This window comes from Rhizobacter sp. (assembly GCF_035702065.1).
GTDB lineage: Bacteria > Pseudomonadota > Gammaproteobacteria > Burkholderiales > Burkholderiaceae_C > Rhizobacter.
In genome coordinates, this window is record NZ_DASSRA010000183.1 from 1 (window position 1) to 13,495 (window position 13,495).

Annotated in this window: 13 protein-coding genes; 9 read left to right on the forward strand and 4 right to left on the reverse strand. The window is 69.8% G+C overall.

All coding sequences use genetic code 11. The annotated features are described in order from the left end of the window. Positions 1-107: 107 nt before the first annotated feature. Genes VFL64_RS08605 through VFL64_RS08615 form a run of 3 tightly spaced genes read left to right on the forward strand, consistent with a single transcriptional unit; the run spans position 108 to position 3,113 of the window. A complete protein-coding gene (locus tag VFL64_RS08605; protein WP_489539965.1) occupies positions 108-848 on the forward strand; it encodes an ABC transporter ATP-binding protein in 741 nt (246 codons plus the stop codon). 10 nt (positions 849-858) lie between these two features. Then, the gene (locus VFL64_RS08610) at positions 859-2,613 is read left to right on the forward strand and encodes an acyl-CoA dehydrogenase family protein (protein WP_489539966.1); all 1,755 of its coding nucleotides are present in this window, start codon (positions 859-861) and stop codon (positions 2,611-2,613) included. Then, positions 2,610-3,113, forward strand: a complete 504-nt coding sequence (locus tag VFL64_RS08615) for a MarR family winged helix-turn-helix transcriptional regulator (protein ID WP_489539967.1) — start codon at positions 2,610-2,612, stop codon at positions 3,111-3,113. The genes VFL64_RS08610 and VFL64_RS08615 overlap by 4 nt, the downstream gene beginning before the upstream one ends. Here the strand turns inward: VFL64_RS08615 and VFL64_RS08620 are convergent. Next, positions 3,076-4,269 (reverse strand): acyltransferase family protein, encoded by a 1,194-nt coding sequence (locus tag VFL64_RS08620; RefSeq protein WP_489539968.1) that lies wholly within the window; start codon positions 4,267-4,269, stop codon positions 3,076-3,078. The genes VFL64_RS08615 and VFL64_RS08620 overlap by 38 nt on opposite strands. 102 nt (positions 4,270-4,371) lie before the next feature. Here VFL64_RS08620 and VFL64_RS08625 point away from each other — a divergent pair, with 102 nt between their 5' ends. The 4 genes from VFL64_RS08625 (at position 4,372) to VFL64_RS08640 (ending at position 8,179) form a co-directional block, all read left to right on the forward strand. Further along, the gene (locus VFL64_RS08625; RefSeq protein ID WP_489539969.1) at positions 4,372-4,956 is read left to right on the forward strand and encodes a TetR/AcrR family transcriptional regulator; all 585 of its coding nucleotides are present in this window, start codon (positions 4,372-4,374) and stop codon (positions 4,954-4,956) included. Between the two features lie 79 nt (positions 4,957-5,035). Next, the gene (locus tag VFL64_RS08630) at positions 5,036-5,743 is read left to right on the forward strand and encodes an SDR family oxidoreductase (protein ID WP_489539970.1); all 708 of its coding nucleotides are present in this window, start codon (positions 5,036-5,038) and stop codon (positions 5,741-5,743) included. 10 nt (positions 5,744-5,753) lie between these two features. After that, positions 5,754-6,770 carry an NADP-dependent oxidoreductase gene (locus VFL64_RS08635; RefSeq protein WP_489539971.1) on the forward strand — a complete coding sequence of 339 codons (1,017 nt, stop codon included), beginning with the start codon at positions 5,754-5,756 and terminating at the stop codon, positions 6,768-6,770. After that, complete coding sequence (locus VFL64_RS08640) at positions 6,767-8,179, forward strand: DHA2 family efflux MFS transporter permease subunit (protein ID WP_489539972.1); 1,413 nt, start codon at positions 6,767-6,769, stop codon at positions 8,177-8,179. Before VFL64_RS08635 ends, VFL64_RS08640 begins: the two co-directional genes overlap by 4 nt. Before the next feature lie 8 nt (positions 8,180-8,187). On the opposite strand, the gene VFL64_RS08645 is transcribed toward VFL64_RS08640, so the two are convergent. Genes VFL64_RS08645 through VFL64_RS08655 form a run of 3 tightly spaced genes read right to left on the reverse strand, consistent with a single transcriptional unit; the run spans position 8,188 to position 11,724 of the window. Further along, positions 8,188-9,204: an alkaline phosphatase D family protein gene (locus tag VFL64_RS08645; protein WP_489539973.1), complete on the reverse strand. Its 1,017-nt coding sequence runs from the start codon at positions 9,202-9,204 to the stop codon at positions 8,188-8,190. Further along, complete coding sequence (locus VFL64_RS08650; protein ID WP_489539974.1) at positions 9,201-11,045, reverse strand: sensor histidine kinase; 1,845 nt, start codon at positions 11,043-11,045, stop codon at positions 9,201-9,203. Before VFL64_RS08650 ends, VFL64_RS08645 begins: the two co-directional genes overlap by 4 nt. 7 nt (positions 11,046-11,052) lie before the next feature. Continuing rightward, on the reverse strand, positions 11,053-11,724 hold the full coding sequence (locus VFL64_RS08655; RefSeq protein ID WP_489539975.1) for a response regulator: 672 nt from the start codon (positions 11,722-11,724) through the stop codon (positions 11,053-11,055). A 194-nt stretch (positions 11,725-11,918) separates the two neighbouring features. Between VFL64_RS08655 and VFL64_RS08660 the strand changes: the two genes are divergently transcribed. Together VFL64_RS08660 and VFL64_RS08665 are read left to right on the forward strand one after the other, a co-directional pair. Beyond that, positions 11,919-12,569 (forward strand): helix-turn-helix transcriptional regulator, encoded by a 651-nt coding sequence (locus VFL64_RS08660; RefSeq protein ID WP_489539976.1) that lies wholly within the window; start codon positions 11,919-11,921, stop codon positions 12,567-12,569. 107 nt (positions 12,570-12,676) lie between these two features. Further along, positions 12,677-13,495 (forward strand): aldo/keto reductase (locus tag VFL64_RS08665; RefSeq protein ID WP_489539977.1); only part of this gene is annotated, 819 nt, incomplete at its 3' end.

A 13,495-nucleotide genomic window follows, 5' to 3' on the forward strand; every position in this document is an offset into this window, starting at 1 on the left:
ATGCGTCGAACACTCTCCTTCCGCTCAGGCTGAGGTATCGAAGCCCCGCGCCGAAGCATGCATGCCTTCACACCCGTGATCCGATCTCGCCAGCGCGAAAGAACGACATGACCACTCCCTTGCTGAAAGTCACCAACCTCCACGCCGGCTACGGCCGCGCCGAAGTCCTCCACGGTCTGAACCTAGAAGCACACAAGGGCAGCGTCGTCACCGTCATCGGCCCCAACGGTGCCGGCAAGTCCACCCTGCTCAACGCGCTGATGGGTGTATTGCCGAGCAAGGGCGACATCACCTACGACGGCCAACCCCTCGCCCACCGCCCCCTCGAAGACCGCGTGATGCAAGGCATCGCCCTCGTCCCCGAGACGCGCGCCCTCTTCAGCAGCATGCCGATCGAAGACAACCTGCTGCTCGGTGCCTTCCGCCAGGTGCGCCTGGGCCGCAAGGACACGCAAGAGGCGATGGAAGAAGTCTTCACCCGCTTCCCGCGCCTCAAGGAGCGGCGCAAGCAGCTCGCCGGCACGCTCTCGGGCGGCGAGCGGCAGATGCTGGCGGTGGGCCGTGCGCTGATGAGCCGGCCGCAGCTGCTGATGCTCGACGAGCCATCGCTCGGCCTCGCCCCGCTGATCGTCAAAGAGATCTTCCGCACCATCGCCGACCTGCGCGCTACCGGCGTGACCATCCTGCTGGTGGAGCAGAACGCGCGCGCCGCGCTCGAAGTGGCCGACCACGGCTACGTGCTGGAGATGGGCGAGATCGCGCTCGAAGGCCCCGCCGCCGATCTGGCCAAAGACCCGCGCGTGATCGACACCTACCTCGGCGCCGCTCGCAAGAAGGCCGAAGCCTAGGCTGCTCGGTATGTGGCACTACGAACCGCCGCTGCGCGACATCCGCTTCGTCATCGAGGAGCTGCTCGAACTGCCCGCGCAATGGCCCGCGCTGCCGGCCTATGCCGAGCTCGACGCCGACACTGCGCGCCAGGTGATCGAAGAGGCCGGCACGTTCGCCGCCGAGGTGGTCGCCCCGCTCAACGCCAGGGGCGACCTCGAAGGCTGCACGCTGCGCGACGGCCAGGTCATCACGCCGCGCGGCTACCGCGCCGCCTACCAGGCCTTCGTGCAGGCCGGTTGGCCCGCCTTGGCCTGCGACCCGGCGGTGGGTGGACAGGGCCTGCCGCACGCGCTCAATGCCGTGCTGCACGAGATGCTCAACGCGGCCAACCACGCCTGGAACATGTACCCCGGCCTGCTGCACGGCGCCTACGAGTGCCTGATGGCGCATGCCACGCAGGAGCTGAAGGACCGCTACCTCGCCAAGATCGTCAGCGGCGAATGGCTCTCCACCATGTGCCTCACCGAGGCGCACGCCGGCTCCGACCTCGGCCTGTTGAACACGCGGGCCGAGCCGCAGGCCGACGGCAGCTACCGCGTGCGCGGCACCAAGATCTTCATCTCGGGCGGTGAGCACGACCTCACCGACAACATCGTCCACCTGGTGCTTGCGCGCATCGCCGATGCGCCGGCGGGCACCAGGGGCCTGTCGCTCTTCCTGTGCCCCAAGGTTCTGCCGGATGACACCCACGCGGGCACGCGCAACGCGCTGCGCTGCGACGGGCTGGAAAAGAAGATGGGCATCAAGGGCAGCGCCACCTGCGTGATGGCCTTCGACGGCGCCACCAGCCAGCCGGTGGGCGAGCCGCACCGCGGCATGGCGGCCATGTTCGTGATGATGAACGCGGCGCGCCTGCACGTCGGCCTGCAGGGCGTGGGCCATTCCGAGATGGCGTACCAGAACGCCCTGCGCTACGCGCTGGAGCGCACGCAGATGCGCGCCCCGGTGCGCCCGCCCGAGCGGCGCGCCGAGGCGGCCGACCCGATCGCGCTGCACCCGGCCATGCGCCACCGCCTGCTGCGCCAGCGCGCGCTGCTCGAAGGCGGGCGCGTGCTGGCCTACGAGACCGCGCACCTGCTCGACCAGGCCGAACAGCAGCCCGACGCCGCCGCGCGTCACACCGCGCACGACGAGGTCTCGCTGCTCACGCCCATCGTCAAAGCCTTTCTCACCGACAACGGCTTCGCCGCCGCCGAGTCGGCGCAGCAGGTGTTCGGCGGGCACGGCTACGTGCATGACTTCGGCGTGGAGCAGTGCGTGCGCGACAGCCGCATCTCGCGCATCTACGAAGGCACCAACGAGATCCAGGCCATCGACCTGCTGGTGCGCAAGGTGCTGCCCGATGGTGGCGGCAAGCTCGATGCCCTGATCCGCCGGCTGGAAGCCGAGCTGCCGGCCGGCGAATGGTCGGCGCATGCGCAGGCCGCTCTGTCGCAGTGGCGCGAGGCCACACGCTTCATCGCCGAGGCGGGCGCGGCCGACGCCGAGCTGCCCTACCGTGTGGCCGACGACTACCTGCGCCTGGCCGGGCTCGTGCTGCTGGCCCAAGGCTGGGCGCGTGCCGACGCCGTGGCCGCACGGACGGATTCACCCTTCCACGCCGCCAAGCGCGACACCGCGCGCTACTACTTCGACTTCGTGGCTCCCGAAGCCTGGCTCTGCCTGGGCCGCATCCGCGCAGGGCAAAATCCCTTGCCTCAGCTGACAACCGCCACCGCATGACCACCTCGCTGCTCGCCGACGACGACACGCTCGCCCCGAAGCCGGTGCGCCATGGCGCGCTCGACCAGTCGCGCCTCACTCACCTGGTGGGTTATGCCGCCACGCGGGCCTCGGTGGAGCTGAAGAAGTCGTTCAGCAAGCACCTGGGGCCGCTCCAGCTCAAGGCGGTGGAGTTCTCCATCCTGGTGCTGGTGGCCTCCAATGAGCAGGTCAATCAGAAGCAGCTCGGCCAGGCGCTCGACGTCTCGCCGCCCAACCTCGCCGTCACGCTCGACCGCATGGTGGAGCGCGGCTGGGTCGAGCGCGTGCGCAGCACCGAAGACCGCCGCTCGCAGATCGTGGTGCTCACCACGGCCGGCCAGCAGCTGGTTCAAAAGGCCGAGAAGATCGCCGCCACCATGGAGAACGAGACGCTGGCGGTGCTCTCGCCCGCCGAGCGCTTGCTGCTGCTGGAACTGCTGCTCAAGGTGGCGGGGCAGCGCCGCCACCACCGGCGCTGACGTTCGCTGCACCGCGCGGCAGTGACGCCTTCTGTTCCCTGAAGTTGCCGGGCACGTACCGCGCCCGCAGGCCCATGAACGGCCGTTCGACCACCCGGTAGAGCAGGGCGCCCACCACCACGCTGGCCACCGTGATGGCGGCGAGCCGAGCCCCATCCGACCAGCCCGCCGCGCTGGCCTGCCCTTGGATCAGGTGTGCCACCGCCTTGTGCGAGAGGTAGATCGAGTACGACCACAAGGCCAGCGAGGCAGCGCCCGGAACGCGAACGCGCCCGAGCCAGGTCTGCGGGCTGAGTGCGGCCATCAGCAGCAGCGCGAAGGCCATGGCCACCAGCGAGTAGCCGAAGGCCGTCATGAAGAAGCCATAGCCGTAGCCCTCGGTGTAATAGAAGCGCAGCACGCCCCACAGCACCAGCGCGGTGGCGCACAGCCCGGCCGCGAGCAGGACGCGGCCGTGGCGCATGGCGCGCGCCCAGGTGGCGGGGTGGAAGTTCTTCAGCAGGGCGACCGCCACGCCGGGCAGGAACTCGTCGAAGCGGCACAGCGTGCCGTAGTAGACCCAGGGGTAGTAGCTCGCACCCTGGCCGTCGGCCTCGCGCCCGTACGACAGCCACAGCACCGTGCGCGTGGCCACGCCCGCCAGGAGCAGCGCGCCGAGCAGGGCCCAGGCCTGCCAGCGACTGGAGCCCCAGCGCAGCGCAACCAGCAGCATGAGCGGCAACACCAGGTAGAACTGCTCCTCGATGCACAGCGACCAGGCATGCGAGAAGGCCGTGCCCGGCTGCAGGCCGATGTTCTGCGTGAAGCTGAGAAAGCGCCACAGGGGCGGCGGCGTGCGGCCACCCAGCGCGTCGGGCCACAGGAAGTAGGCCGCCAGCACCACCCAGAAGGCCGGCCAGGTGCGCAGGGCGCGGCGGGCGTAGAAGCTCGGCAGTGACAGGGTCTGACCACGCGCCACGCCGGCGAAGAGCTGGTCGGCGATCAGGTAGCCGCTGAGCACGAAGAAGAGATCCACCCCCACCCAGCCCACCTGGCTGGCCCAGCCGAAGGTGGGCGCGCGGCTCACGAACACCATGTAGTGGTACATGAAGACCAGCCCGATGGCGAGGGCGCGCAGGGTGTCCAGGCCGGGCTGGCGGGGTGGATGGGCGGTCATGGGAAGGAGGGGAGAGGGTGCGGGATTCTCCCCAAAGACCCTGCGCGCAGCAGGCCGCCGAATGAATTATGATGACCGTCATATTTTTGACTCATCCGAACCGTGGACAAGCCCCTCAGCCGCCGTGAGCTCTCGCACCAGCGCATCGTCGATGCCGCCGCGCGCGCCATCCGCCGCAGCGGCTATGCAGGCACCGGCGTGGCCGACATCATGAAAGAGGCCGGCCTGACCCACGGTGGCTTCTACGCCCACTTCAAGTCGCGCGACGCGCTGCTGGCCGAGGCGGTGGCGCGCGCCGGCCAGTCCAACGCCGGGCGGCTCGACCGCAAGATCCAGTCGCTGGGCCGCGAAGGGGCGAGCCCGCTGCGCGTGCTGGTCGAGAGCTACCTGTCCGACGAGCACCTCGCCGCCACCGAAACCGGCTGTGTGGTGTCGGCCCTGATCTCCGAGATGCCGCGCCAGGCGCCCGAGGTGCGCGAGGCCTCGGCCGTGCGCGTGCGCGGGCTGATCGAGCGGGTGCGCGGGGCGTTGCCCGAAGGCGCCGACCCGGCGCGCGCCGAGCTCATCACCGCATGCATGGTCGGTGGCCTGCAACTGGCCCGCGCCGTCGGCCCGGGGCGCGAGGCACAGGCCATGCTCAAGTCCATCCGCGAGAACCTGCTCACGCAGTACGACACCGCTTCCTGATTCACCGTGGCGCCGCAGGTCGGCGCCTTTTCCGGTCGTCAATTATGACGATCATCATATTCTTGAAGGACGATCCGACGTGAAACTCGACAACGCAGTGGTTCTCGTGACCGGTGCCAACCGGGGCCTGGGCCTGGCCTTTGCCCGCGAAGCCCTGGCCCGCGGTGCGCGCAAGGTGTACGCCGCGGCGCGCGACCCGGCCAGCGTCACGCTGCCCGGCGTGGAGGCGATCCGCCTCGACGTGACCAACGCCGACGAGGTAGCCGCCGCTGCGCAGCGCTGCGGCGACGTGACCCTGCTCGTCAACAACGCCGGCATCGCGGCCACCGGCGGCTTTCTGGCCGACGGCGCCATGGGCTCGGCGCGCCAGCAGTTCGAGACCAACTTCTTCGGCGTGTGGCGCATGAGCCAGGCCTTTGCGCCGGCGCTGCGGGCCAACGGCGGCGGTGCGATCCTCAACGTGCTGTCGATTGCCAGCTGGATCAACACGCCGCTGCTGGGTGTCTACGGCGCCAGCAAGTCCGCGGCCTGGGCCTTCACCAACGGTTTGCGCTTGGAGTTGCTGCCGCAGAACACCCAGGTGCTGGGCCTGCACGTGGGCTTCATCGACACCGACCTCGTGCGCGGCATGGACGTGCCCAAGACCCCGCCCGAGCTGGTGGCGCAACGCGCCTTCGACGGACTGGAAGCCGGCGCCGACGAGGTGCTGGCCGACGAGATCACGCGCCAGGTCAAGCAGGGCCTGGTGGCCTCGCCGCCGGTCTACACCCGCCCGCTCAGCCGCTGAGAACGGCCGCATGAAAGCATTCGTCGTTGAAAGCTACGGCCCAAGCGGGTTGCGCGCGGCCGATGTCCCGACCCCCGCGGTCGGCCCGCGTGACCTGCTCGTGCGCGTGAAAGCCGCGGGCGTGAACCCGCTCGACAAGATGGTTCGCAACGGCGACTTCAAGCGGCTGTTGAAGTACGCGCCGCCCTTCGTGCTCGGGCATGACGTGGCTGGCGTGGTGACGAAGCTGGGTTCCGCGGTGCGCGGCTACCAGGTCGGCGACGAGGTCTACGCCCGGCCGCGCGATCTGCGCATCGGCAGCTTCGCCGAGTTCATTGCCATCGACGAGGCCGACCTCGCCCGCAAGCCGAAGTCGCTCACCATGGTGCAGGCGGCGGCGGTGCCCCTGGTCGCCTTGGCCGCCTGGCAGGCGCTGGTCGAAGTCGGCCAGGTGCAGGCTGGGCAGAAGGTGTTGGTGCATGCCGGTGCGGGCGGGCTGGGTTCGACGGTCATCCAGCTGGCCCGGCATCTGGGCTGCCGGGTCGTCACCACCGCGAACGGTCAAGACGCCGAGCGCCTGCGCGAACTGGGTGCCCACGAGGTGATCGACTACACCCGCGACGACTTCGCGCAGCGGGTCTCCGGCTGCGACCTGGTGCTCGACGCCCTCGGCGGCGAGAACCTGCTGAAGTCCCTGGGTGTGCTGTGCCCGGGCGGCTTGGCGATCAGCGTCGTCGGCCCCCCCGATGCGGCCTTCGCCCGGCAGATCGGCAAGCCTTTGCTCGCGCCGTTGATGGCGTTGATGAGTCGCAAGGTGCGTCGCCGAGCCGGGCAACTGGGGGTGCGCTATGCCTTCTTCTTCATGCGGGCCGACGGAGCACGGCTTGGCCAACTGAGCGCGTTGTACGACAGCGGGGCGCTGCGCCCGGTGGTGGATCGCAGCTTTGCCTTCGAGCAGGTGCCCGAGGCGATCGCGCATGTCGAGCAAGGGCGGGCCAAAGGCAAGGTCGTGGTCATCGGATCCGAGACAGCAAAGGAACACACATGAAACCCATCGTCGCCACCCCTTCGCTGGCCGCTGCTGCAGCGCCAGCCTCCACAGCCTCGCCCTGGCCCGTGTTCTGGGTCGCCAGCGTGGCGGTGTTCCTGGTCTCGCTCGACGCCACCATGCTGTATGCCGCCTTCGGCGCGCTGCGCGCCGGCTTTCCGCAGGCCACGGCGGCCGACATGTCGTGGGTGCTCAACGCCTACACCGTGCTCTACGCTGCGATGCTGATCCCGGCAGGCGGGCTGGCCGACACGCACGGGCGCAAGCGTGTGTTCATGGTGGGGGTGACGCTCTTCATTGCCGCCTCGGCCGCCTGCGGCCTGGCCGGCAGCGAGGGCTGGCTGATCGCGGCGCGGGCCGCGCAGGCCATTGGTGCGGCCCTGCTCACGCCGGCCTCGCTGGCGCTGGTGCTCGCCGCCTTCCCGCAGAGCAAGCGCACGGTGGTGGTGAGCCTGTGGGGCGCCGTGGGCGGCCTGGCAGCGGCCATCGGCCCGAGCTTCGGCTCGCTGGTGGTCGACACGGTGGGTTGGCAATGGGCCTTCTTCATCAACGTGCCGCTGGGCGCCATCTCCATCTGGCGTGGAGCTTCGCTGCTGCGCGAGGAGAAGCGCGAAGGCGCCCGCAAGCGCATCGACCTCGTCGGCATGGCGCTGGTGATCGTCGGCGTGGGCGCGCTGGCGCTGGCCATCGTGCAAAGCGATGCGCCGCACTGGACGCGCAGCGAGCTCTTGGTGGCGGCAGCCACCGGCGTGATCGCGCTCATCGGCTTCGTGTTGTGGGCTCGGCAGAGCGCCGATCCGCTGGTCGACCTGCGTCTCTTCAAGAACCGCACCTACAGCTTCGTCAACCTGGCCACCTTCAGCTTCGGCATCGCGTTCGCGATCATGTTCTTCGGCTTCTTCTTCTACATGACCGAGGTGTGGCACTACAGCCTGCCGCGTGCCGGCCTGGCCATCACGCCGGGGCCGCTGCTGGTGGTGGCGACGGCCATCGTGTCGGGCCGCATCGCGGCGCGCACCGGGCACCGGCCCTTCCTGGTGGGCGGTGCGCTGCTCTATGCGTGCAGCGGCGCCTGGTTCCTGTTCGTGCCCGGCACCTCGCCCGACTACCTGCACCAGTGGCTGCCCGGCGTGATCATGAGCGGCCTGGGCGTCGGCCTGGTGCTGCCTTCGCTGTCGGGCGCGGCGGTCAACAAGCTGCCGGCCGACCAGTACGCCGTGGGCAGTGCCGTCAACCAGGCCACACGCCAGATCGGCGCCGTGCTGGGCGTGGCCATCACCGTGCTGCTGCTCGGCCACGCGGGCGTGCAGCGGGCCGACTTCACGCCGCTGTACAGCCTGCATGTGGGCTTGGCCTTGCTCACCGCGCTGCTGTGCTTGCCGGTGGACACCAAACCGGCGGCGCGCTGAAGAAGACCTCAGATGTTGGAGATCTTCCAGCTGTTGCGGTCGATGGCGTAGCGCTCCACCGGCTGGCCCTCGTGAAAGAGGGTGACGGCGATTGCCGTGTCGCTGAAGTCCAGGGTGCCGAAGACCTCCTTCTTCTTGCCGAAGACCGTCGGCCCCTGTGCCATGGCGCTGGCCGCAAACTCGTGCAGCACGGCCTTGTCCTTGGCGCCCCAGTCCTTCTTGCCGTTGGGCTTGTAGCCGACGTAGTGGCAGTCGTGGATGTCGCCACAGATCACCAGGATGTGCCGCCGGGTGGCCCAATCGACCAGCCACTTGAACTCGGTGAAGTTGTTCCACTTCTCCATGGGCTCCGAGACGGCGACGATGTGGACCGCTTGCGCATGGGCCGCGAGAGCCGCTTCCACCTTGTCGCGCTGGGCCTGCCCCAGCAGGGAGACGTCTTCCGCGTCTTCGTCGCCCTCGCGGAACGTGCGGCTGTCCAGGAGGTGCAGACAGACGCCGTCCGCGAGCATCTCCGTGCGGCCGATGCCGGCGTCATCGTGGGGAGGCGCGGCGCTGTCGACGTCGTTGGGCGGGTAACCTGGCTTTTGCGCGGCAAGCGCTGCCTGCCATGCGCGGTAGTGGGCCGTCGAGATCCGACGTTGCGCCTGGGGCACGAAAGCCGGCCCGGCGGGGCCTGCGCCGCGGCTGTTGTTCCACGCGAAATCATGGTCGTCCCAGATCGCATGTACCTTGCGGCCCCGTATCGCGTCGAGAAAGCCCGGAACCTTGTACTGCTGCTCGTAGCGCTGGTGCATGCGCGTCGAGAAGACGTCGAGAGGCAGGCGGGCCGGTGTGCCATTCGCCTCACTCTCTGGCCGGGGGCCGCCCGAGACGAAGGCCCCGAAGATCTTCTTGCCGTAGTCCATGTAGATGGAGTCGCCGAGCAAGACGACGTGGGTCGGCTTCTCCCGCGCCAAGGCAGCCCAGCCGGGCTGCGTGGGGTAGTTGACCGTGTCCATGCACGACGTGAAAGCGATCTTCATGAGTCTTCTCCCTGAGTCGACTGGATCGGCCACACCAGCTCCACGCACGCACCCCCGGCCGACAGGGAGGTGATGTTCAGCGCCGCGCCGATGGCCGCGGCGCGTGCCTGCATGTTCGAGACGCCCTGGCCGCGCGCGGGCTCGGCCGGGCTGCCTGGCCGCAGCCCGACGCCGTTGTCCGACAGCCGCAGCACGACCTCCGGCCGGTCACCGCCCCGCCATTCGGCCTGCACGGTGACGCGGCTCGCCCGTGCGTGCTTGATCACGTTGGTGAAAGCCTCCAGCAAGATGCGCTGCACCTGGAAGATGGCCTGCGGCGAGAGCTGCGAAATGGGCGGCAGGGCAGACACCTCCCACACCACCTCGATGCCCGCCGCCTGCAGCCTCGGCTGCAGGCGGTAGCGCAGCGTGGCGAGCACCGTGGTCAGGTCGCTGTGCGCCGGCTGCAGCGAATCCACCGCCATGCGCATCTCGTCGAGCGCGCCGCGCACGTGCTCTTCGATGGCCTGGCGATTCAGCTGCGGCTGCCCGACCATGCTGAGCAGGCCCACCAGCTGCGAGCCGATGCCGTCGTGGATCTCCCTCATGATGCGCTGCCGCTCGCTCAGCACGGCTTGCTCGTGCCGCTGCACGCGCAGGGTCTCGAAGGCGTCGTGCAGCTGGCGCTCCCGCTCGGCGACCCGCTCGGCCAGGTGCTCGTTCAGCGCCCGGTGCTCGGCCACCGAGCGGTTGAAACGTCCGACCACCAGCCCGGCCAGGATCAGCACCTGGAAGAACAAGGCGTGCGGCGTCAGCGCGATGCTCGACCCGCCGAAGAGGGCCATGCGAACCAGCAGGATGTCGTGCAGGCCGGCCAGCAGCAGCAGGCCACCGGTGCCGAGCAGCAGCCAGGCGATGCGGCTGTGCCGCAGCACCGCCTCGCGCACCACCACCACCAGGCAGGCCAGGCCGATGAGCTCGAGCAGGCCGAGTGCAGCCGTCCACAAGCCCGGCACCAGCCACCAGAACGACAAGCCCGCCAGGACGACCACCGCGACCAGCACCGCATGGACGGCACGCACCAGCCGCGGCGGGTTCACCCCCACCAGCAGCAGCACGAAGCGCGCGATCAGGCCGAGGTGGCAGCCGTAGCTGATGGCCAGCAGCGCGCCCCACAGCGGCCAGGGCACGGGCACGTCGAGCCAGACGCGGTCGAGGTGGCGGGCCACGCCGAAGAACGCCGCTGCGCTGAAGCAGCCGTACAAGGCATCGCGCTGGCGCCACCACAGGCCCGCCGCGAGGCCACCCATCAACAGCAGGGCGGCCACGTACGCGGCCGAGCTCGACTGTTCGCCCAGGCGCTGCCGCTCGTACAGCGCGTCGATCTCGGCGGCAGGCCCATAGCGAACCTCGGCCAGCCCACCGGCGCGCAGCGGCTGCATCGTGGCCTCGATCTCAAGCGTGTTGGGTTCATCGCGGTGGAGCAGTGCGGGTGGCACCACCACCCGCTGCCCCGCCTTGCCGGCGTCGAGCCGCGGGTCGCCGAGCTCACCGAAGCGCTGCACGTCGACGCCGTTGATGCGCACCTGGGCCTGGTTGCCCACGTACGAGAACCACAGCGCGCGCGGTGCCGGCGGGCCGGACGGCGGCAGCTCCAGCCGATAGATCGCGCGACCGGCCAGGCCAGGGTAGTCCTTGTCCCAGCGATGGCGCAGCGTGACGCTCTTGCGTTGCGCGGGCTGCCCCTCGGGCTGCAGCACGGCTTGGGCAGAGTCCAGCGTGACCACAGGCGAGCCTGCCGGCGCGGCGGAGCAGGCCGCCAGCGCGCAGAGCCACAGGAGCAGCAGCCAGCGGCTGGTCATCGCGCGCTTACGGCAACAGGCCGAACTGGCGTGCCTCGTAGACCGCTTCGGTCTTGCTGTGGACGCCCAGCTTGCCGTAGATGTTGCGCACGTGGGTCTGCACCGTGGTGACGGACACGCCCATCTGCTGGGCGATCTCCGGGTAGGTGAAGCCGCGCGCCACGAGATCGAGCACCTGCGACTCGCGGCGCGACAGCGCTTCGGGCAGGTCGGCGCGGGCGGCCGGGCGGGCCGCGGACGGGCGCATGGTCGCATCCGCCTGCCAGCGCGCCAGCAACTGGCGCGCAATGATGGGCGACATCGGCGAGCCCCCGGCATGCAGGCTCAGCACGTGGGCGGCGAGGTCGGTCTCGGTGCCGTCTTTCAGCAGGTAGCCGCGCGCACCGGCTTCGAAGGCCTGCAGCATGTTGGCCTCGTCGCCGAACATCGTGATCACCATCACCGCGCAGGCCGGCTGCATGCGGCAGCAGCGCCGGATCAGGTCGACCCCCGCCATGTCGGGCAGGCCAAGGTCGACGAGCAGCACGTCGACCACATTTTCCGCAAACCATGCCAGCAGCTCGGTGGCTGTCGACGCACCGAACGCGAAGCGCAGCGAAGGCTCGGCGCCGATGACGTTGGTGAAGCGTTCCCGCGTGCGGGGATCGTCTTCGACGAGGGCGACTGTGATGGGGTTCATGGGCGGCACGGTGTGTGCGGTCATGTTCGCATGGGGGGCGGGCGGAATCCAGCCTGCCAGCCTCCTGTGAATGCAGGAGGCGCGGGGGCCGGGCCTCCTGTGTTTCTGGTATTTGCCTGCACCTGGGGCAGCAGAACACTGTGCAGCGCGCCCGGCCCTCGCCGGGCGCTTGTTGCCAGGGAGAGAACAACACCATGATCCAGATGCTTGAACGATCGGCCCACCCGCCGGACCCGACCTACACGTGGGCGCCGAACCTGTTTGCCGCGATGGTCGACGAGGTCGACTACCCCATGCTGCTGGTCACCTGCGGCATGCAGCTGATGTACGCCAACAAGGCCGCCCGCCGCTGCCTGGAAGGCCTGCGGATCTTCAGGCTGGTGGCGGGCGGGCTGCGCTTGCTGCGCAGCGCGGACCAGTCGGCGGTGAGCCGGGCGGTCGAGGCCGCCTGCCTGCGTGGCCTGCGCGGCTACGTGCAGGTGGCGCGCGAGCCGGACGGCGGGGATGCGCTGGCCGTCGTGCCGCAGCGCGGGCGCGACGGCATCGACGCCGCGCTGCTCATGCTCAGCCGGGCGGTGGTGTGCGACAAGCTGCCGATGGCCGCCTATGCGCGCAACCACGGCCTGACGGCGAGCGAGGCCCGGGTGCTCGAAGCCCTGTGCGCGGGGCACTCGGTGGCAGCGATTGCGCGCGTGCATGGCGTCACCGTGTCCACGGTGCGCACCCAGGTGAGCAGCTTGCGCGCCAAGACGGGCACGAAGAGCATCGACGACCTGCTGCTGAAGGTGGCGGTCTTGCCGCCGCTCACGCATGCCTTGCAGGCGGGGTGCTTGCAGGCGGCCTGAAGCTGCGAGGGCGCGCGCGCTCAAGGGGCTCGCATACCCAGGACGGCAGCAGGCCCCCTCGAGGCTGCCTATGCTCTGGCGTCTTGTCGACTGACGGAGCCCTCACCATGCGCCACCACCCCCTAGGCCGCACCGGCCTGTTCGTGTCCGAGCTCTGCCTCGGCACCATGACCTTCGGCGGCACCGATGAAACCCTGTGGGGAAAGATCGGCACGCTGCAACAGAGCGAGGCCGAGCGCCTCGTCGGCCAGGCGCTCGATGCCGGCATCAACTTCATCGACACCGCCGACGTCTACGCCGGCGGCGTGGCCGAGCAGATCACCGGCCAGGCGCTGAAGAACCTCCAGGTGCCGCGCGAGAACGTGGTCGTGGCCACCAAGGTGTTCGGCGACATGGGGCGCGGCCCCAACGCGCGCGGTGCCTCGCGGGCCCACATCCTCGACGGCGTGAAGGCCAGCCTGAAGCGCCTGCAGCTGGAGCACATCGACCTCTACCAGATCCACGGCTTCGACCCCGCCACGCCGATCGAGGAGACCGTGCGGGCACTCGACCAGCTGGTGCGACAGGGCCATGTGCGCTACGTGGGCGTCTCCAACTGGGCCGCCTGGCAGATCGTCAAGGCGCTCGGCATCGCCGAGCGCTGGGGGCTGGCGCGCTTCGAATCGCTGCAGGCCTACTACACCGTGGCCGGCCGCGACCTCGAGCGCGAACTGGTGCCGATGCTGCGGAGCGAAGGCGTCGGACTGATGGTCTGGAGCCCGCTGGCCGGCGGCCTGCTGAGCGGCAAGTACGGGCGCGAGCAGCAGGGCGAGGAAGGCAGCCGCCGCACCACGTTCGACTTCCCGCCCGTGAACACGGAGCGGGCCTGGGACATCGTGGAGGTGATGCGCGAGATCGCGCAGGCGCGCGGAGCGACCGTGGCGCAG